This is a genomic window from Microbispora sp. H10830 (assembly GCF_014161375.1).
Taxonomy (GTDB): Bacteria; Actinomycetota; Actinomycetes; order Streptosporangiales; family Streptosporangiaceae; genus Microbispora; species Microbispora catharanthi.
The window spans coordinates 290,226-309,971 of sequence record NZ_JABBWX010000013.1 but is presented as its reverse complement, the minus strand read 5'-3'; the positions used below and the strand labels follow the sequence as shown (position 1 = coordinate 309,971).

Sequence of the window (19,746 nt, the reverse complement as noted above, 5' to 3'; positions counted from 1 at the left end):
AAGGACGGTGTGCGCCGACCACTATACGGACGCCGTTCCGCGGTCCTCAGACCACCAGCCCGAGCAGGAGCACGCAGCAGAACGACACCACCGAGATGATCGACTCCATCACCGACCAGCTCCTGATCGTCTCGCCGACGGACATCCCGAGGTACTCCTTGACCAGCCAGAACCCGGCGTCGTTCACATGGGAGAAGAACAGCGACCCGGCGCCGATGGCGAGCACGAGAAGGGCGACGTGGGCGGGGGAGAGCCCGGCCGCCAGCGGCGCGGCGATCCCGGCGGCGGAGATCGTGGCGACCGTGGCGGAACCGGTGGCCAGCCGGATCCCGACGGCGATCAGCCAGCCGAGCACGAGCACGGGCACGTTCGCGCCCTGCGCGGCCTCGCCGATGACCTTCCCGACGCCCGAGTCGACCAGGGTCTGCTTGAATCCTCCGCCCGCGCCCACGATGAGCAGGATCCCGGCGATCGGCGGCAGCGAGTCGGCGATCGCCGAGGAGATCCGGGCCCGGCCGAAGCCCGCGGCGCGGCCCAGCGTGAACATCGCCACGATCACGCCGATCAGCAGGGCGATCAGGGGAGTGCCGAGGACCTCGAACACGGTGCGCACCGCGTGGCCCTCCGGCAGGACGATCTCCGCGACGGCCCGGCCGAGCATCAGCACGACAGGCAGCAGGATCGTGGCCACCGTGACGCCGAACCCCGGCCGGGGGCGGTCCGCGTCCCCTGGCACCGCGTTCTCAGGCTCCTGGGTCTGCTCGCGTTCGAGGCGCTCGGGCGGCACCGGCCGCACCCATCGGGCGGCGAACCTGGCGAACAGCGGGCCGGACACGACCACGGTCGGGATCGCCACCAGCAGGCCCAGCCCGAGCGTGAGCCCGAGGTCCGCCTTGAGCGTGTCGATCGCGACCAGCGGCCCGGGATGCGGGGGCACCAGGCCGTGCAGGACGGACAGGCCCGCCAGAGCGGGGATCGCGATCAGCAGCAGCGGACGGCCACTGCGCCGGGCCACCAGCAGGATGACGGGAATCAGCAGGACCAGCCCGATCTCGAAGAACATCGGCAGTCCGATGAGCACCGCGATGAGCGTCATCGCCCACGGCAGGGCCCGGTCGCCGCTGCGGCGCAGGATGCCGTCCACGATCTCCTCGGCCCCGCCCGAGTCGGCCAGCAGCTTGCCCAGCATGGCGCCGAGGGCGATGAGCACGCCGACGCCGGCCACGGTCGAGCCGAGCCCGGCGGAGAAGCTGTCGATCAGCTTCTCCGGGGCCATGCCGGCCACCAGGCCGAGCACGCCCGAGCCGAGCGCGAGGGCGAGGAACGGGTGGGTCCGCAGCTTCGTGATCAGCAGCACGATGACCGCGATGCCGGCCAGGGCGGCCACGATGAGGCGGGTGTCGTCGCCGCTCCACGCGGCCGTGCTCGCGAGGGGGGTCACGAGGGGGGTCATCCGGGGCTCCTCCGACGGTTCGTGCGGTAGCCGCTGCCCCGCAGGAGCCCCACGAATCACGCGAACCGGCTCACGCGTCCCCGAATCGTGCGGGCCCGGATCGCGCCGCCCGAATCGTGGGATCCGGATCGGGTGGTCCGGCTCACGCCGCACGGATCACGCGGCCCAGGCTCGATCGGACCGGAGGCGCCGGGACGAGGCCGGCGGTCCGCTGCGGGACGCCGGCCGTCCTGGCGTGTGTCACGTCACCAGCCGCGGGCCTTCCACTCGGGCAGATGCGGCCGCTCGGCGCCGAGCGTGGTGTCCCTGCCGTGGCCGGGGTAGACCCACGTCTCGTCGGAAAGGCGATCGAAGATCCGCTCCACCACGTCCGTGAACAGCTGCTCGAACCGCGCCGGGTCCTTCTGGGTGTTGCCGACGCCGCCGGGGAACAGGGAGTCGCCGGTGAACAGGTGGCGGTCCTGATAGAGCAGCGCGATCGAGCCGGGGGTGTGGCCGCGCAGGTGGATGACGTCCAGCGTCACCACGCCGACCGTCACCCGGTCGCCGTGCCCGACCTCCCGGGTGATCTTCACCGGCAGCTCGGGGGCGTCGAGGGGGTGGGCGACGGTCTGCGCGCCGGTGGCGCGGGCGACTTCCTTCAGGGCCCCCCAGTGGTCGCGGTGCCGGTGGGTGGTCACGATCGAGCTGATCGGCATGTCGCCGATGAGGTCGAGGAGCCGGTCGGGCTCGGCCGCCGCGTCGATCAGCAGCCCGTCGCCGGTCTCCGCGCACCGGAGCAGATAGGCGTTGTTGCCGAAGTCGCCGACCTCGATCTTCGAGATCGTCAGCCCGGGGACCTCGCGTACGTCGGCGGGTCCGCCCTTGGTGACGTTTCCGGTGTAGGTCATGATCGTTCCTCTCTGGTTCCCGGCGGCGGCCAGGACGACGGTGGCTCGGCGGGCAGCCCCGCCGGGGACGGCTTCGGCCAGGGCGGCGGGGACGGCGGCCTCCCGGCCTGCTGGAGGTGCCCCTGAGGTGAAGCGAGTCGCAGGCCCCTGCCGTCGGTCCTGCCCGCGAGCCAGGCGAGCAGCTCGCGCGGCGTGCCCTCCACGGCCGGGCCGTCGCCGAGGCCGGTCCACGTCCTCAGGACCTCGCCGGTGCCCGGGTCGAGGGCGACGACCTCGCCCACCGGGCTCTCGTCGCCGAGCCAGAGCATCGTGTCGTACAGCTCTCGCCTCACGTACGTCTCGGGCCAGTCGGCCCATCCGTAGCCTGCCCCGAGGTCGGCGTGGTGCACCTCGACCTCCCTGAGCCGGCGGATCGGGACGTACCAGGCGGGGTGGTCGGGCGGGTTCATCCCCGAGACCGGCGCGGTCCACGCCTCGGCGGGCATCTGCCCGACCGCCGCGGCGAACCGCTCCGCGCTGTCGCGCAGGTCGGCGAGCTGTTCACCGGCCGGGCGGCCGGCGCCCGCCTCGATGCCGGCCTCGCGGGCCCGCGCCGACGCGTACTGCGGGGTGCGCACCCCCGTGCGTGCCCAGGCCAGCAGGTTGACATAGCTGTCGGCGTTGCGGGCGATATGTGCGAGCACGTGTCCCCTCGTCCACCCGGGCAGCAGGGACGGCGCGCGGAGATCCTCGTCGGTGAGGCGGGCGGCGGTCGCCAGCAGCCGCTCGGTCGCCTCGGTCAGCTCCCGTTCGATCTCGTCGATGACGGACATGGACAGAATCATGGACCCTGGACTCCCCGGCCGCCGTCCCCGTGACCGCGAGGGAAGAGGACGGCGCCCCCGGCGGTTGTATGAGCAGGGGTTTCGCGCGGATGCCGGGCGCGGGTTTGACGAAGCTCATACCCTGGTTCACGGAGCGTGTCCCACGGAAGCACGCGGGGCCGCCCCCTCCGGCCGCCGGACGATGCCCCCCCGAAATTGTCGGTGGCTCTGGATAGCCTGCCCGTGCACCTCCATTCACCTCATCGACCTATCGGGACCACCGTGGCTGACCGCCTGATCGTGCGTGGCGCACGCGAACACAACCTGAAGGACGTCTCGCTCGACCTCCCGCGAGACGCTCTGATCGTCTTCACCGGGCTCTCGGGCTCCGGCAAGTCCAGCCTGGCCTTCGACACGATCTTCGCCGAGGGACAGCGGCGATACGTGGAGTCCCTGTCCGCGTACGCCCGGCAGTTCCTGGGTCAGATGGACAAGCCCGACGTGGACTTCATCGAGGGCCTTTCCCCGGCCGTCTCCATCGACCAGAAGTCCACCAGCCGCAACCCCCGTTCGACCGTCGGCACGATCACCGAGGTCTACGACTACCTGCGTCTGCTCTGGGCGCGCATCGGCAAGCCGCACTGCCCGCAGTGCGAGCGCCCGATCGCCCGCCAGACGCCGCAGCAGATCGTGGACCGTGTGCTCGAACTGGAGGAGGGCACCCGCTTCCAGGTCCTCGCCCCGATCATCCGCGGCCGCAAGGGCGAGTACGCCGAGCTGTTCCGCGAGCTGCAGACCAAGGGCTACGCCCGCGCCCGCGTGGACGGCACGATCGTGCGACTGGAGGAGCCGCCCACCCTCAAGAAGTACGAGAAGCACGACATCGAGGTGATCGTCGACCGGCTGTCGGTGAAGGAGAGCGCGCGGCGCAGGCTCACCGACTCGGTGGAGACGGCGCTGCAGCTGTCCGGCGGCACGATCACCCTCGACTTCGTCGACCTTCCCGACGACGACCCCAACCGTGAGCGCTTCTACTCCGAGCACCTCTACTGCCCCTACGACGACCTGTCGTTCGAGGAGCTGGAGCCCCGGTCGTTCTCGTTCAACTCGCCCTTCGGCGCCTGCCCCGAGTGCACCGGCCTCGGCACCCGGATGGAGGTCGACCCCGACCTCCTTGTGCCCGACCCCGAGCGCACGCTGGGCGACGGTGCGATCAGCCCGTGGGCGAACGGCCACACCAGCGACTACTTCGTGCGGCTGCTGGAGGCGCTGGGCAACGCGCTCGGCTTCGACCTCGACACCCCCTGGGAGCGGCTGCCGAAGAAGGCGCAGAAGGCGATCCTGCACGGCCACGACGAGCAGGTCCACATCCGCTACAGCAACCGGTACGGCAGGCAGCGGTCCTACTACACCGAGTTCGAGGGCGTGATCCCCTGGGTCCAGCGCCGGCACGCCGAGTCGGAGAGCGACGCCAGCAGGGAGCGGTTCGAGGGCTTCATGCGCGAGGTGCCCTGCCCGGCCTGCAAGGGCCGCCGTCTGAAGCCGGTCTCGCTGGCCGTGACCGTCGGGGAGGCCTCGATCGCCGAGGTCTCGGGCATGTCGATCGCCGACTGCGCCAAGTTCCTGTCCGGCCTGAGACTGTCCGAGCGGGACATGCACATCGCCGAGCGGGTGGTCAAGGAGATCAACGCCCGGCTGGGCTTCCTGCTCGACGTCGGTCTCGACTACCTCACCCTCGACCGCGCCGCCGGCACCCTGGCGGGCGGCGAGGCGCAGCGGATCCGGCTGGCCACCCAGATCGGCTCCGGCCTGGTCGGCGTGCTGTACGTGCTGGACGAGCCGTCCATCGGCCTGCACCAGCGGGACAACCAGCGCCTGCTGGAGACACTGATCCGGCTGCGCGACATGGGCAACACGCTGATCGTGGTCGAGCACGACGAGGACACGATCGCCGCCGCCGACTGGGTGGTCGACATCGGCCCCGGCGCGGGCGAGCACGGCGGCCAGGTCGTCGTGTCCGGCACCGTGCAGGACCTGCTCGCCAGCGAGGAGTCGCTGACCGGCGCGTACCTGTCGGGACGCAAGGCGATCACCGCGCCGGAGATCCGGCGTCCGCGGGACAAGAAGCGGCAGCTCGTCGTGAAGGGCGCCCGTGAGCACAACCTGAAGGGGGTGGACGTCGAGTTCCCGCTCGGCGTCTTCACGGCGGTCACCGGTGTCTCGGGGTCCGGCAAGTCGACGCTGGTCAACGACATCCTGTACGCCGCGCTGGCCAAGGAGCTGAACGGCGCGAAGACCGTGCCCGGACGCCACTCCCGGGTTGTCGGCACCGACCTGGTGGACAAGGTCGTCCACGTCGACCAGTCGCCCATCGGCCGTACGCCGAGGTCCAACCCGGCGACGTACACCGGCGTCTTCGACCATGTGCGCAAGCTGTTCGCGGCCACGACCGAGGCGAAGGTCCGCGGTTACCTGCAGGGCCGGTTCAGCTTCAACGTCAAGGGCGGGCGCTGCGAGGCGTGCTCCGGCGACGGCACCATCAAGATCGAGATGAACTTCCTGCCGGACGTCTACGTCCCCTGTGAGGTCTGCCACGGCGCCCGATACAACCGGGAGACGCTGGAGGTCCACTACAAGGGCAAGACGATCGCCGAGGTCCTCGACATGCCGATCGAGGAGGCGCTGGAGTTCTTCGAGGCGATTCCCGCCATCCGCCGTCACCTGCAGACCCTCAACGACGTCGGTCTCGGTTACGTACGGCTGGGCCAGCCCGCGACCACGCTGTCCGGCGGCGAGGCGCAGCGGGTGAAGCTCGCCTCCGAGCTGCAGCGGCGCTCGACCGGCCGCACCGTGTACGTGCTTGACGAGCCCACCACCGGCCTGCACTTCGAGGACATCAGGCGGCTTCTCGGCGTGCTCAACCGGCTCGTGGACGCCGGCAACACGGTGATCGTGATCGAGCACAACCTCGACGTCATCAAGACCGCCGACTGGATCGTGGACATGGGGCCCGAGGGCGGGTCCGGAGGCGGCAGGGTCATCGTCGCCGGCACGCCCGAGGAGGTCTCGCGGGTCGAGGAGAGCCACACTGGCGCGTTCCTGCGCAAGATCTTGGGCGTATGAGTATTCGTCTCATGATTTCTCCCTACTGTTCTCCTTCCGACCGCGTCACTCTGAACCGGCCACGGGGTGATGGCCGTACCTGAGGACACACAGGGTGACGCGTCGCGCAGGGGAAGGACCCGGGGCCGTGGACGTCCCGGGCCGCCGCATCAGGGAAGGATGAGCATGACGGATACGACACGCCGGGCCGTGATCTTCGGCGCCGGAGGCGCCGGGCTGGCCGTGGCGCTGAGCGCGTGCGGTGCCTCCGACGGGGACGACATGACGGCGTCGGCGGACCAGGACGGCCAGTCCCAGGCGGCACAGGGCGGAGGCGAGCTCGCGAAGACCTCCGACATCCCCGAAGGCGGCGGCAAGGTCTTCAAGGACCAGGACGTCGTCGTCACGCAGCCGGCGGCCGGCGAGTTCAAGGCGTTCAGCGCGAAGTGCACCCACCAGGGCTGCCCGGTCGCGAGCGTCTCGAACAACGAGATCGTCTGCCCGTGCCACGGCAGCAAGTTCAGCGCCAAGGACGGCTCCGTGACCAACGGCCCGGCGGCCAAGCCGCTCGCCGAGAAGAAGATCACGGTGAGCGGCGACAGCATCACCCTCGCCTGACGGGGGCTACCGGGTCCGGTTCTCGAGCCGGCTCGGTGCCCGATGCCCGCAGGCCGGCGAGCACTCCGTCGCCTGCGGGCGCCAAGAGACCTCGCCTGAGTGTGCCAGGAGACACCGCCGCCCGTCATCGCGCGGAAGCGTGCGCGATGGCGGGCGGCCGCCCACGGCATCCCAAGCGATTGAACGTCACGCCGGCGGCCGGGCGAGTTTGGCGGCCACGGCGTCGAGGACCCAGTCCAGGCCGGTCGCGAAGGACGCCTCAGCGTCCACCTCCGTGCCGTCGTGCACGACCTTGGCCAGCGCCGGGAAGCGGCCCGTCGCCAGCATCCTCATCACATACGGTCCGGAGGCGCGCTGCCAGTCGCGCTCGGACAGGCCCGTGGCGCGCTCGGCCCGCAGGTTCGCGATCTCGCGCCTGATCGCGCCGGTGAAGTAGGCGCTGATCGTCTCCACAGCGCGCATGACGGTCTCGAGGTCGGCGAGGCCGTCGAAGGCGGCCAGCGTGGTCTCGGTCACGGCGAGGGCGTTCGGGCCCAGGGCCGGACGGCCGCCGAGCAGGTCGGCCAGCCATTCGTGACGGAGGGCGGCCTGCCTGGTGCGGTGGGCGAGGATGCGTAGCACCTCCCGCCAGTCAGCGGGCTGCTCCTCGGAGAGAATCTCGGCGTAGACCTCGTCCACCATGAGGTCGAACAACTCCTCCTTGATGGAGATGTATCCGTACAGCCGCATCGGGCCGACATCCAGCCGGGCGGCGACCTTGCGCAACGACACCGCCTCCAGCCCGCCCTCATCGGCCAGCGCGATGGCGGCGGCAACGATTCGCTCCCGATCGAGCGGCACGGGGCGAGTCGGCGGCTCCGGCCGGTCCCACACAGTCATGCATGCATCGTACTGTTTGCGATACATCGTCTCATGCCAATACAGTGTATAGACATGAGACAACGTATCGCCGTGATCGGGGGCGGCCCCGCCGGCCTTACCTTCGCCCGCGTCCTGCACCGCCACGATCACCCCGTCACCGTCCTCGAACGCGATCCCGCCCCCGACGCCCGTCCCCCGGGTGGCACGCTGGACCTGCACGAAAAGCTGGGCCAGCTCGCGCTGGACAAGGCGGGGCTGCTGGCGGAGTTCCAGGCGCTGTCCCGCCCCGAGGGGCAGGCCATGCGCATCCTGGACCCGGACGGGACCGTCCTCCGCGACTGGCAACCGCGCCCGGATGACCGGGCCAATCCGGAGATCGACCGCGGGCAACTGCGTGACCTGCTGCTCGGCCCCCTGGACGTTCAGTGGGGGCGGGGCGTGACGGAGGTGGTGCCGGGGACCCGGGATGGGGTGCTGGTCCGTTTCGCGGACGGGCGACAGGAGACGTTCGACCTTGTGGTCGGCGCGGACGGCGCCTGGTCCCGGGTCCGCCCGGCGGTCTCGTCCGCGACGCCGCACTACACCGGCGTCACCTCGGTCGAGACCTCCCTGGACGACGTCGACACCCGCCACCCCGACCTCGCCCGGCTGATCGGCGACGGTGCCATGGCTGTGTTCGGCGTGAACCGCAATCTCGTCGCCCAGCGCAACAGCGGCGGCCACGTCAAGGTGTACGCCCAGTTCCGCGCGCCACTGGACTGGCACACGAACCTGGAGCGGCATATGGGCCTGAACCGGCATGCGGGCCTGGACGCAGGCCTGGACCTGGCCGACGTCGATGCCGTGCGATCAAGTTTGCTGGCTCTGTTCGACGGCTGGGCCGCTCCCGTCCTCGACCTCCTCCGCCGCGGCACCGCTTTCGTCCACCGCCCCCTCTACGTGCTGCCCGCGCCCCACACCTGGACCCACGTCCCCGGGGTGACGCTGCTGGGCGATGCCGCCCACCTGATGCCCCCGTTGGGGGTGGGCGCGAACCTCGCGATGCTGGAAGGCGCCGAACTCGCCGAGTCGGTCGCCGCCGCCCCCGGCCCCGACGATCTGGACGAGGCCGTCCGCGCTTTCGAGGAGCAGATGGGGGCACGGGCCGGCAGGTGGGCGAAGATGACGACGGCCGGTCTGGAACGCCTCGTGAGCCCGGACCCCACCGAAGCCCTCGCCCTCTTCGACGAAGTCCAGCCATCCTGACCGTCAAGCGCGAGAGCACCGGCAACCGGCCACGGCTCCACGGTGCGGCGCGGCACGGCGATCTACAGCGTAAAGGCCGGGTCGCGTTCCGCCATCCGCGAGGGCGACGGGAATGTCGGTGGGGGCCAGTAGTCTTTGGGTGTGGCGGATCCGGCAACTTATCGACCGGCGCCCGGATCGATTCCTGAGTCGCCAGGCGTCTACCGCTTCCGCGACCCGGGCGGCCGGGTGATCTACGTGGGCAAGGCGAAGAGCCTGCGGCAGCGGCTCAACTCGTACTTCGCGGACTTCGCCGGCCTGCACCCGCGGACGCAGACCATGCTGACGACCGCGGCGTCCGTGGACTGGACGGTGGTCGGCACCGAGGTCGAGGCGCTCCAGCTCGAATACTCCTGGATCAAGGAGTTCGACCCCCGGTTCAACGTCAAGTACCGCGACGACAAGTCGTACCCGTACCTGGCCGTGACGATGGGGGAGGACTTCCCCCGGGTGCAGGTGATGCGCGGGGCCAAGCGGAAGGGCACCCGCTACTTCGGCCCCTACTCGCACGCCTGGGCCATCCGGGAGACCGTCGACCTGCTGCTGCGCGTCTTCCCCGTGCGGACGTGCTCGGCGGGGGTCTTCAAGCGGGCGGGCCAGATCGGGCGACCTTGCCTGCTGGGATACATCGACAAGTGCTCCGCGCCCTGCGTCGGCCGGGTCACCCCCGATGAGCATCGCGACCTCGCCGAGGACTTCTGCGACTTCATGGCCGGCAACACCGGCCGCTTCATCAAGCGGCTGGAGCGCGAGATGCGCGAGGCGGCGGCCGTGGAGGAGTACGAGCGGGCCGCGCGGCTGCGCGACGACATCCAGGCGCTGCAACGGGCCCTCGAGAAGCAGACGGTCGTGCTCGGCGACGACACCGACTGCGACGTGATCGCCCTCGCCGAGGACCCGCTCGAGGCGGCGGTCCAGGTCTTCTACGTGCGCGGCGGCAGGATCCGCGGGCAGCGCGGCTGGGTGGTCGACAAGGTCGAGGAGGCCGGCCCCGGCGAGCTGGTGGAGCAGTTCCTGCTCCAGATGTACGGCGAGGCGACGATTCCCCGCGAGATCCTGGTGCCGGCGCGGCCCCCGGACGAGGCCGCACTGATCGAGCTGCTGAGCGAGCAGCGGGGTTCCCGCGTCGACCTGCGCGTTCCCCAGCGCGGCGACAAGAAGAGCCTCATGGAGACCGTGGAGCGCAACGCCAAGGAGTCGCTCGCCCAGCACAAGCTGCGCCGCGCGAGCGACCTGACCACGCGCAGCCGGGCCCTGCAGGAGATCGCGGACGCTCTCGACCTGGACCAGGCGCCGCTGCGGATCGAGTGCTACGACGTGTCGCACATCCAGGGCGAGAACGTCGTGGCCTCGATGGTGGTCTTCGAGGACGGCCTGGCCCGCAAGAGCGAGTACCGCCGTTTCTCCATCAGGACCGCGGAAGGCGACGTCGCCTCGATATACGAGGTCATCTGCCGGCGGTTCAAGCGTTATCTGGAGGAGCGGGCGGCGACGGGCGAGCTGGACGCGGAGACGGAGGACGCGGCGGCGCACGACGGGGCGGCGCACGACGGGGCGGCGCACGACGGGGCGGCGCACGACGGGGCGGCGGAGGAGGGAGCAGGGTACGACGCGGACGGGTACGGAGCGGCCGAGCGCGGCGGCGCCGCGACGCCGATCGACCCGGAGACCGGCCGTCCCCGCAAGTTCGCCTACCCGCCCAACCTCGTGGTGGTGGACGGCGGCCCGGCTCAGGCGGCGGCGGCCCAGCGCGCCCTGGACGAGCTCGGGATCGACGACATCGCGGTGTGCGGGCTGGCCAAGCGGCTGGAGGAGGTCTGGCTGCCCGGCGACGACCAGCCGGTGATCCTGCCGCGCAGCAGCGAGGGCCTCTATCTGTTACAGCGCGTCCGCGACGAAGCGCACAGGTTCGCCATCACCTACCATCGGACGAAGAGGTCGAAATCGCTCAAGGAGAGCGCGCTCGACCACGTGCCGGGTCTGGGCCCGGCACGCCGTCAGGCCCTGCTGCGGCACTTCGGCTCGGTGAAGCGGCTGCGGGAGGCGAGCGCGGAGGAGATCCGCGAGGTCCCCGGCATCGGCCGTGCGACCGCCGAGGCCATCGTCGCGGCGCTGCGCGGTGAGAGTCCGTCCCCGGCGGGGCAGGGGTCGTGAGGTGCTCGCGCGAGCACCTCGGCATGTCCCGTCCCGGGCAGGGCAGCAGGCAGGGGCAGCGGGGAGGGCGCCGTCGGGGTCGCCCGGCGTGGCGGTGGCGTGATCAGGTGAAGAGGTGTCATGCTCCGGCACCAGAGGTCCCTCCCGCGGGGAGGGGGCCCGGTCCCCTGCGGGCGGGCCGGCCATCCCGGCGTGGGCGGTGGACGGGGCTGACGTTGGGCGAGCTGACATGGGCGGCAAGGCGGTGAGCGGGCGATGAGCACGACTGAGCCGGCATTCGTGGTGATCACCGGAATGTCGGGGGCGGGGCGCAGCACCGCCGCGAAGGCTCTGGAGGACCTCGGCTGGTTCGTGATCGACAATCTGCCGCCGGGGCTGCTGTCCTCGCTCGCCGAGGAGGCGGGCCGGGTGAACATGGCGACCGACCGCGTCGCGGCCGTGGTCGACGTGCGCAGCCTCGCCTTCACCACCGACCTGAACGCGGCGATCGAGGAACTCGACGGGCGCGGCGTCGGCGTCCGAGTGGTGTTCCTGGAGGCGAGCGACGAGGAACTGGTCCGCAGGTTCGAGAACGTCCGGCGTCCCCACCCCCTCCAGGGTGACGGGCGGCTCGTCGACGGGATCGATCGCGAGCGCGGCATCCTGCGCGAGGTCCGCGCCAACGCCGACCTCGTCATCGACACGTCCCTGCTGAACGTCCACGAGCTCCGTAAGAAGATCGTGTCGTTCTTCGGCGGGGAGGACCGCCCGGGGCTGAAGGTGAACGTGGTGTCCTTCGGCTACAAGTACGGCCTGCCGGTCGACGCCGACCTCGTCGTGGACTGCCGGTTCCTGCCCAACCCCCACTGGGTGCCGGAACTGCGGCCCATGAACGGGCTCGACGCCCCCGTGCGCGACTACGTGCTCAGCCAGCCCGGTGCCAAGGAGTTCCTCGACGGCTACGAGGAGGTCTTCGGCGTCGTGGCCGCCGGATACACGCGCGAGGGCAAGGGCTACGCGACCCTCGCCGTGGGCTGCACCGGAGGCAAGCACCGCAGCGTCGCGATGGCCGAGCAACTCGGCGCCCGCCTGCGCGAGCGCGGGATGGACGTCCAGGTCAGCCACCGGGACACGGGCCGCGAGTGACGGTCCCCGCCCGGTCCGCCGGCGGGCCCGCGGGCGGAACCTCGTACGGCGAGCCCCGGCAGGCGCCGGGGCCGGGCCGATCGGCACGACATGAGCGCCACGGCTCCGCAGAGCGGTGCTCGTGGCGAGGCGAGGAGGACGATGAAGGACCCCGCCCCGGAAAAACCCGCGGACCCCTCCGTCCCCGATCATCCCCGGAAGTCCCCCACCCCCGGCAGACCGATGCTTTCCCCGCACCCCGCCACCGCCGCGAGCGGTCCCAAGGTCGTCGCGCTCGGCGGCGGCCACGGCCTGTACGCCTCCCTGTCGGCCCTCAGGACCGTCACGGACGACCTGACGGCCGTGGTGACGGTGGCCGACGACGGCGGCTCCAGTGGGCGTCTCAGGCGCGAGCTGGGGGTTCTCCCGCCCGGTGACCTGCGGATGGCGCTCGCGGCCCTGTGCGGCGACGACGAGTGGGGCCAGACCTGGAGCGAAGTCGTCCAGCACCGTTTCAGAAGCGAGGGCGAACTGCACGGCCACGCCGTCGGAAACCTCCTCATCGTCGCGCTCTGGGAGCTGCTGGAGGACCCCGTCGTGGGCCTGGAATGGGTGGGCCGGCTGCTCGGCGCGCACGGCCGGGTGCTGCCCATGGCCTCCGTGCCGCTCGACATCCAGGCGGAGGTCGAGCTGGACGGGACGGTCACGACGGTGCGCGGGCAGGTCGCCTGCGCGCTGACGCCCGGGCGGGTGCGCTCCATCTCGCTGGTGCCGTCCGACCCGCCCGCCTGCCCCCAGGCGATCGAGGCGATCGAGGCGGCCGACTGGGTGGTGTTCGGGCCGGGCTCCTGGTTCACCAGCGTGCTGCCGCACCTGAAGGTGCCCGGACTCGCCCGGGCGCTGCACGAGACGAGCGCGAGGCGGCTGGTGATCCTCAACCTCGCGCCGCAGGCGGGGGAGACCGACGGCTTCTCGCCGGAACGGCACCTGGAGGTGCTCAGTGAGCACGCCCCCGCACTGGTCGTCGACGCGGTGATCGCCGACGGCGGTGTGGTCGCCGACCCGAGGGCGCTGGAGAAGGCGGCCTGGTCGATGGGCGGCCGGGTCGTTTTGGCCGATGTGGCCGCCTCTGACGGATCTGCGCGGCACGACGGACCACGTCTTGCCGCTGTCCTGGATGAGATTTTCCGTGAGAAGCGGTGAATGCGTGTCCGCCAGGTGCGAGAGACTGACGGGCAGAGTCTGTCTGGGGGAGGACACGAGCTGATGGCCATGACGGGTGTGGTGAAAGACGAGCTGAGCCGCCTTCCGGTGCTCAAGCCCTGCTGCCGCAAGGCGGAGGTCTCGACGCTGCTGCGGTTCGCCAGCGGGCTGCACCTGGTGGGCGGGCGCATCGTGATCGAGGCCGAGCTCGACACCAACGCCACAGCCCGCAGGCTGATCAAGGACATCGGCGAGGTCTTCGGCCACAAGGCCGAGGTGCTGGTCCTGGCCCCCGCCGGGCTGCGCAAGGGCTCGCGCTACGTCGTGCGCGTCTACAAGGACGGCGAGGCGCTTGCCCGGCAGACCGGCCTGATCGACAACCACGGGCGTCCCGTGCGCGGGCTGCCACGGCAGGTCGTCTCCGGGGCCACCTGCGACGCCGAGGCGGCCTGGCGGGGCGCGTTCCTCGCGCACGGCTCGCTCACCGAGCCCGGCCGGTCGATGTCGCTGGAGGTGACCTGCCCCGGGCCGGAGGCGGCGCTGGCCCTGGTCGGCTCGGCCCGGCGGCTCAGGATCCACGCCAAGGCGCGCGAGGTGCGCGGCGTCGACCGCGTGGTCGTGCGCGACGGCGACGCGATCAGCGCGCTGCTGACCCGGCTCGGCGCCCACGACAGCGTGCTGGCCTGGGAGGAGCGGCGGATGCGCCGCGAGGTGCGGGCCACCGCCAACCGCCTGGCCAACTTCGACGACGCCAACCTGCGCAGGTCGGCCAGGGCGGCCGTCGCCGCCGGCGCGAGGGTGCAGCGGGCGCTGGAGATCCTCGGCGACGACGCCCCCGAGCACCTGGTGATCGCCGGCCGGCTGCGGGTCGAGCACAAGCAGGCGTCCCTGGAGGAACTCGGCCAGATCGCCGACCCGCCGCTGACCAAGGACGCCATCGCCGGGCGCATCCGGCGGCTGCTCGCGATGGCCGACAAGCGCGCCCAGGATCTCGGCATCGCCAACACCGAGGCGAACCTCACCGCGGACATGCTCGTGCAGTAGCGGCGCCTTCCCGGCTCCGTCCCGGCCCGGCGCACCGGGGGCGGCGTGCGCGCCGCGCCACTCTCCTGCCGCCCGGCGGCGCGGCGGCCGGCGCCTGGGCGAGGGCCCGGTGGAACGCGTGTGGCGGGGTCGCCGTCGTGCGGGAAGGGCCCGCTCACCGGCTCGTCCGGCCTGACACGCCGTCAAAGCGTGGCCCGGTGGTCTACACCAATTTGGGTCCGATAAGGTCTGTCATTGAGGTTTAACACAGCCCTGGCGCCGGTACCCGGCGCACGACGTACGAGGGAGATCGGATCCGTGAGCATCCGCGTAGGCGTCAACGGCTTCGGCCGTATCGGCCGCAACTTCTGGCGCGCTGTGGCGGCCAGCGGCAAGGACATCGAGGTCGTCGCCGTCAACGACCTCACCGACAACGCCACGCTGGCCCACCTGCTGAAGTACGACAGCATCCTGGGCCGCCTGCCGTACGAGGTCAAGGCCTCGGCGGACGAGATCACCGTTGACGGCAAGGCGATCAAGGCGTTCGCCGAGCGCGACCCCGCCAAGCTGCCCTGGGGCGACCTCGGCGTGGACGTCGTCGTCGAGTCGACCGGTCTGTTCACCGACGCCACCAAGGCCAAGGTGCACGCCGACAACGGCGCGAAGAAGGTCATCATCTCCGCCCCGGCGAAGAACGAAGACGTGACGATCGTCATGGGCGTGAACCACGAGAAGTACGACCCGGCCGCTCACACGATCATCTCCAACGCCTCCTGCACCACCAACTGCCTGGCCCCGATGGCCAAGGTCATCAACGACACCTTCGGTATCGAGAAGGGCCTGATGACCACCATCCACGCCTACACGCAGGACCAGAACCTGCAGGACGGCCCGCACAAGGACCTGCGCCGCGCCCGCGCCGCCGCGCTGAACATCGTCCCGACCTCCACCGGCGCCGCCAAGGCCATCGGCCTGGTCCTGCCGGAGCTGAAGGGCAAGCTCGACGGCTACGCGCTGCGCGTGCCGATCCCGACGGGCTCGGCCACCGACCTCACGGTCGAGGTCGGCCGCGAGACCACCGTCGAGGAGGTCAACGCCGCGCTGAAGGCCGCCGCCGAGGGCGCGCTCAAGGGCTACCTCAGCTACACCGAGGACGAGATCGTCTCCAGCGACATCGTCACCGACCCGTCGTCCTGCATCTTCGACGCCGGCCTCACCAAGGTCATCGGCAACCAGGTGAAGGTCGTCGGCTGGTACGACAACGAGTGGGGCTACTCCAACCGTCTCGTGGACCTCATCGAGTACGTGGGCGCCTCCCTCTGATGATCGGAATCGACGAGCTCGACGTGAAGGGCCGGCGCGTGTTCGTGCGCGCCGACCTCAACGTCCCCCTCGACGGGGAGACGATCACCGACGACGGTCGCATCCGGGCGTCGGTGCCGACGATCAAGAAGCTGATCGAGCGCGGCGCGAAGGTCGTCGTCGCCGCCCACCTCGGCCGCCCCAAGGGCTCCGTCACGCCGAAGTACTCGCTCGCCCCGGTCTCCCGGCGGCTGGCCGAGCTGCTCGGCGAGGACGTGGCGTTCGCCACCGACGTGGTCGGCGAGTCCGCGCAGAGCGTGGTGGCGGGCCTGCAGGACGGGCAGGTCGCCCTCCTGGAGAACCTGCGCTTCGAGCCGGGCGAGGAGTCCAAGGACGACGCCGTCAGGGGCGAGTTCGCCGGCAAGCTGGCCGCCCTCGCCGAGCTTTACGTCGGCGACGGCTTCGGCGCGGTGCACCGCAAGCACGCCAGCGTCTACGACCTGCCCAAGCGGCTGCCGCACGCCGCGGGCGACCTGGTCCTCGCCGAGGTCGAGGTGCTGCGCAAGCTCACCGAGGACCCGGCCAGGCCGTACGTCGTCGTGCTGGGCGGCGCGAAGGTCTCCGACAAGCTCGGCGTGATCGCGAACCTGCTGTCCAAGGTGGACCGCCTGCTCATCGGCGGCGGCATGGCCTACACGTTCCTGAAGGCCCAGGGCCACGAGGTGGGCAAGTCGCTGCTGCAGGAAGACCAGATCGACCAGGTCAAGGGCTTCCTCGACGAGGCGGCCTCCCGCGGGGTCGAGCTGGTGCTGCCGGTGGACGTGCTGGCCGCCACGGAGTTCGGCGCCGACGCGCCGCACGACGTCGTGGACGCCACCGCGATCCCGGCCGACCGCGAGGGCCTCGACATCGGCCCCCGCACCCGGGAGCTGTTCGCCTCGAAGCTGGCCGACGCCCAGACCGTGTTCTGGAACGGCCCGATGGGCGTGTTCGAGTTCGACGCGTTCTCCGGCGGCACCCGCGCGGTGGCCGAGGCGCTGGTGAACTCCAAGGCGTTCACCGTGGTCGGCGGCGGCGACTCGGCGGCGGCCGTGCGCAGGCTCGGCCTGCCCGAGGACGGCTTCTCGCACATTTCCACCGGTGGCGGCGCGAGCCTCGAGTATCTCGAAGGCAAGACGCTGCCCGGACTCGCGGCGCTGGAGGAGTAGATGGCCCGCAAGCCGCTGTTCGCCGGCAACTGGAAGATGAACCTCAACCACCTCGAGGCCATCAACCTGGTGCAGAAGCTGGCGTTCACGTTGACCGACCGCGACTACGACAAGGCGGACGTCGCGGTCATCCCGCCGTTCACCGACCTGCGCAGCGTGCAGACGCTCGTGGACGCCGACAAGCTCCGCATCGCCTACGGCGCCCAGGACCTGTCGGCGCAGGACTCCGGGGCGTACACCGGGGAGATCTCCGGGGTCATGCTGGGCAAGCTCGGCTGCACGTACGTGCTGGTGGGGCACTCGGAGCGGCGGCAGTACCACGGCGAGGACGAGGCGCTGTGCAACGCCAAGGTCAAGGCCGCCTACCGGCACTCGCTGACGCCCATCCTGTGCGTGGGCGAGGGGCTGCCGGTGCGCCAGGAGGGCCGCCACGTCGAGCACACGCTGGCGCAGCTCGACGGTGCGCTGGAGGGCGTGCCCGCCGATCAGGCGAAGTCCATCGTGATCGCGTACGAGCCGGTTTGGGCGATCGGCACCGGCGAGGTCGCCACGCCGAAGGACGCCCAGGAGGTGTGCGGCGCCATCAGGACGCGACTCGCCGAGCTTTACGGTGATGATGTGGCCTCTGTTGTCCGTATCCTTTACGGTGGCTCGGTGAAGTCGGACAACGTCGCCGGCATCATGGCGGAGACCGACATCGACGGCGCCCTCGTGGGAGGGGCCAGCCTCGACGCGGGAGAATTCGCCAAGATCTGCCGATTTGGCGAGACCGCCGGCTAGCTGAGCCGTTTGGGGGGTGCGACTTGACACCAGGTCGTACCCTCAAAGAACACAATTGAATCGTCACGCCGATGGCATCGTGCACAACGCGTCGTGCACGCCCGGACATAGGAACAGGTCTACGGTGACAATCGGAATCTCCATCGCCCTCATCCTGTCGAGCGCTCTGATGGTGCTGCTCGTCCTGCTCCACAAGGGCAAGGGCGGCGGCCTGTCCGACCTGTTCGGAGGCGGGTTCTCGTCCTCCTTCGGCGGTTCGTCGGTGGTGGAGCGTAACCTGGACCGTCTCACCATCATCACCGGCATCGTCTGGTTCGTCTGCATCATCGCGCTGGGCTTCCTGCTCAAGCCGTAGCGGACGGCCTCCGGCCACGCGTGACAGAGATTCACCTCCCCCCGTCCGCGGGGCGATCGAGCAAGGAGTTCATCGGTGGGTAGTGGCAACGCGATCCGTGGCAGCCGAGTCGGCGCCGGCCCCATGGGAGAGGCCGAACGCGGCGAGGCCGCCCCCCGTGTGCGGGTCTCGTTCTGGTGCGCGAACATGCACGAGACGCGCCCGAGCTTCGCCAGTGACGCGGCCGTCCCCGAGTTCTGGGACTGCCCGCGGTGCGGGCTGCCGGCCGGGCAGGACCAGTCGAACCCGCCTGCTCCGCCGAAGAACGAGCCGTACAAGACGCACCTCGCGTACGTGAAGGAGCGCCGTAGCGACAAGGACGGCGCGCAGATCCTCGCCGAGGCGCTGGAGCGGCTGCGCTCCTCCTCCCGCCCGATCTACTAGAGGTGACGCGGCTCCGCCGCTGATTCCGGTACGACACAGGCCCCCGACCCCGCCCGGATCGGGGGCTTTGTGGCGTCCGGGGGATTTCTCCCCGGGCGCGGCTTCCTCGCCACGCCGGTGGTCGTCCGGCCGCACCGGCGCCGGAGACTATGGCTGGATGCAGGCGGTGCGGGCGTGCGGCCCCTCGCCGGCGCCGTCCACCACGTACGCCTCGACGAAGACACAGCCGGGGTTGGTGGACAGGACGTTGCCCCACGACCCCGGGTCGGCGTCGCCCTTGAACTGGGAGGGCGCGCTCACGTCGCCGGGCATGCGGTGAGCGACGATGTGCGTGGTCCAGCTCGCACGGTTGGGCCCCTGGAGGTAGCCCCAGGCGGCCCGGCAGGCGGGCGAGTACATCAGCAGGATGGTGCCGAACGCGCTGCCGTCCTTGCGGGTTACGGGCTGCCAGTCGAGCTGCTTGTGATCCGCCTTGCAGCCGTCGTCGTACGGATCGGTGCCGTCCTTGGCGGGGGCTGGACTGGGCAGCGGGGCGGCGGCGATGCCGGTGCCGGCGTTGGTGGCGCGTCCGGCGGTGACAACCCAGGCGGTAACCGCTGAGACGGCGACGACGACAGCGGCGACGGCCGCCACCAGCACGGGCCCGGGCGGCCGCCGCCTGTGCGGCGCGGGGACGGCCGAGGCGGCGGCGGGAGGCTCGCCGGCCGGTGGCCCGGCTGAAGCGGTAGCCAGGCCCACGGTGGCAAGAGCCTCGGTCGCGGCGGGCGACCCTTGGGGGGCGGCGGCCGGGCTGCCAGAGGAGAGGACGGGCGGGGCTTCGGCTGGTTCCGACTCGGCGCGGGCGATCTCCCAGAGCTGCCGCCACGCCCGCGGGCTGTCCCCGCACGCCTGCACGAACGCTTGGACCAATTCCCAGGAGGGCACCACGCGCCCGCTCTCGGCCAGCGAGAGCGCGCTGTGGGAGAACCCCGACTTGGCGGCGAGCTGGCGCAGCGTCAACCCGCTGCCGTCGCGCAGCGCTCTGAGCCTGCGCGCAAGCTCCGCGGATAATCCGGTGCCGCCGAGCGCGGATCGTTTACGTCCGGCCATGCCTTTCTCCAGGTCGAAGGTGCTGGATCTGGGCCTTGAGCGCGATTGTCCACCATTGTTCACGATCTCTTTTGCGGCGGCAAACCCCCTGATA

At 71.0% G+C, this 19,746-nt stretch carries 17 protein-coding genes; 12 read left to right on the top strand and 5 right to left on the bottom strand.

Annotation, left to right across the window (positions count from 1 at the left end; translation table 11 throughout):
* Positions 1–46 precede the first annotated feature (46 nt).
* The 3 genes from HHX35_RS30620 to HHX35_RS30610 form a co-directional block, all read right to left on the bottom strand.
* A complete protein-coding gene (locus HHX35_RS30620; protein WP_182902118.1) occupies positions 47–1,453 on the bottom strand; it encodes a gluconate:H+ symporter in 1,407 nt (468 codons plus the stop codon).
* 245 nt (positions 1,454–1,698) lie between these two features.
* On the bottom strand, positions 1,699–2,343 hold the full coding sequence (locus HHX35_RS30615; protein ID WP_182902117.1) for an MBL fold metallo-hydrolase: 645 nt from the start codon (positions 2,341–2,343) through the stop codon (positions 1,699–1,701).
* Positions 2,340–3,155, bottom strand: a complete 816-nt coding sequence (locus HHX35_RS30610) for a maleylpyruvate isomerase family mycothiol-dependent enzyme (protein WP_182902116.1) — start codon at positions 3,153–3,155, stop codon at positions 2,340–2,342. The genes HHX35_RS30615 and HHX35_RS30610 overlap by 4 nt, the downstream gene beginning before the upstream one ends.
* A gap of 273 nt (positions 3,156–3,428) precedes the next feature.
* Between HHX35_RS30610 and uvrA the strand changes: the two genes are divergently transcribed.
* Together uvrA and HHX35_RS30600 are read left to right on the top strand one after the other, a co-directional pair.
* Entirely contained in the window at positions 3,429–6,269 is a 2,841-nt protein-coding gene (uvrA, locus tag HHX35_RS30605) for an excinuclease ABC subunit UvrA (protein WP_182902115.1), read from the top strand.
* Positions 6,270–6,434: 165 nt separating this feature from the next.
* Positions 6,435–6,866, top strand: coding sequence for a Rieske (2Fe-2S) protein (locus HHX35_RS30600; RefSeq protein ID WP_182902114.1), 432 nt, complete (start codon positions 6,435–6,437; stop codon positions 6,864–6,866).
* A 186-nt stretch (positions 6,867–7,052) separates the two neighbouring features.
* Here the strand turns inward: HHX35_RS30600 and HHX35_RS30595 are convergent, their stop codons facing one another.
* Positions 7,053–7,745: a TetR/AcrR family transcriptional regulator gene (locus tag HHX35_RS30595; protein ID WP_182902113.1), complete on the bottom strand. Its 693-nt coding sequence runs from the start codon at positions 7,743–7,745 to the stop codon at positions 7,053–7,055.
* A 54-nt stretch (positions 7,746–7,799) separates the two neighbouring features.
* On the opposite strand from HHX35_RS30595, the gene HHX35_RS30590 reads away from it, so the two are divergent.
* The 10 genes from HHX35_RS30590 (at position 7,800) to HHX35_RS30545 (ending at position 18,563) form a co-directional block, all read left to right on the top strand.
* The gene (locus HHX35_RS30590; protein WP_182902112.1) at positions 7,800–8,972 is read left to right on the top strand and encodes an NAD(P)/FAD-dependent oxidoreductase; all 1,173 of its coding nucleotides are present in this window, start codon (positions 7,800–7,802) and stop codon (positions 8,970–8,972) included.
* A 141-nt stretch (positions 8,973–9,113) separates the two neighbouring features.
* Positions 9,114–11,165: an excinuclease ABC subunit UvrC gene (gene uvrC, locus HHX35_RS30585; protein WP_182902111.1), complete on the top strand. Its 2,052-nt coding sequence runs from the start codon at positions 9,114–9,116 to the stop codon at positions 11,163–11,165.
* A 255-nt stretch (positions 11,166–11,420) separates the two neighbouring features.
* The gene (gene rapZ, locus HHX35_RS30580) at positions 11,421–12,290 is read left to right on the top strand and encodes an RNase adapter RapZ (RefSeq protein ID WP_079319418.1); all 870 of its coding nucleotides are present in this window, start codon (positions 11,421–11,423) and stop codon (positions 12,288–12,290) included.
* Between the two features lie 222 nt (positions 12,291–12,512).
* Positions 12,513–13,472: a uridine diphosphate-N-acetylglucosamine-binding protein YvcK gene (gene yvcK, locus HHX35_RS30575; protein WP_182902168.1), complete on the top strand. Its 960-nt coding sequence runs from the start codon at positions 12,513–12,515 to the stop codon at positions 13,470–13,472.
* Between the two features lie 63 nt (positions 13,473–13,535).
* Positions 13,536–14,516: a DNA-binding protein WhiA gene (gene whiA / locus HHX35_RS30570; RefSeq protein WP_182902110.1), complete on the top strand. Its 981-nt coding sequence runs from the start codon at positions 13,536–13,538 to the stop codon at positions 14,514–14,516.
* Positions 14,517–14,813: 297 nt separating this feature from the next.
* The gene (gene gap / locus HHX35_RS30565) at positions 14,814–15,818 is read left to right on the top strand and encodes a type I glyceraldehyde-3-phosphate dehydrogenase (RefSeq protein ID WP_142559504.1); all 1,005 of its coding nucleotides are present in this window, start codon (positions 14,814–14,816) and stop codon (positions 15,816–15,818) included.
* A complete protein-coding gene (locus tag HHX35_RS30560; protein ID WP_142559503.1) occupies positions 15,818–17,005 on the top strand; it encodes a phosphoglycerate kinase in 1,188 nt (395 codons plus the stop codon). The genes gap and HHX35_RS30560 overlap by 1 nt, the downstream gene beginning before the upstream one ends.
* Positions 17,006–17,785 carry a triose-phosphate isomerase gene (gene tpiA / locus HHX35_RS30555; protein ID WP_182902109.1) on the top strand — a complete coding sequence of 260 codons (780 nt, stop codon included), beginning with the start codon at positions 17,006–17,008 and terminating at the stop codon, positions 17,783–17,785.
* A 124-nt stretch (positions 17,786–17,909) separates the two neighbouring features.
* A complete protein-coding gene (gene secG, locus HHX35_RS30550) occupies positions 17,910–18,140 on the top strand; it encodes a preprotein translocase subunit SecG (protein ID WP_030507323.1) in 231 nt (76 codons plus the stop codon).
* Between the two features lie 75 nt (positions 18,141–18,215).
* Entirely contained in the window at positions 18,216–18,563 is a 348-nt protein-coding gene (locus tag HHX35_RS30545) for an RNA polymerase-binding protein RbpA (protein WP_079319880.1), read from the top strand.
* 147 nt (positions 18,564–18,710) lie between these two features.
* Here HHX35_RS30545 and HHX35_RS30540 read toward each other — a convergent pair whose 3' ends face one another.
* Complete coding sequence (locus HHX35_RS30540; protein ID WP_182902108.1) at positions 18,711–19,652, bottom strand: helix-turn-helix domain-containing protein; 942 nt, start codon at positions 19,650–19,652, stop codon at positions 18,711–18,713.
* Positions 19,653–19,746: the final 94 nt, after the last annotated feature.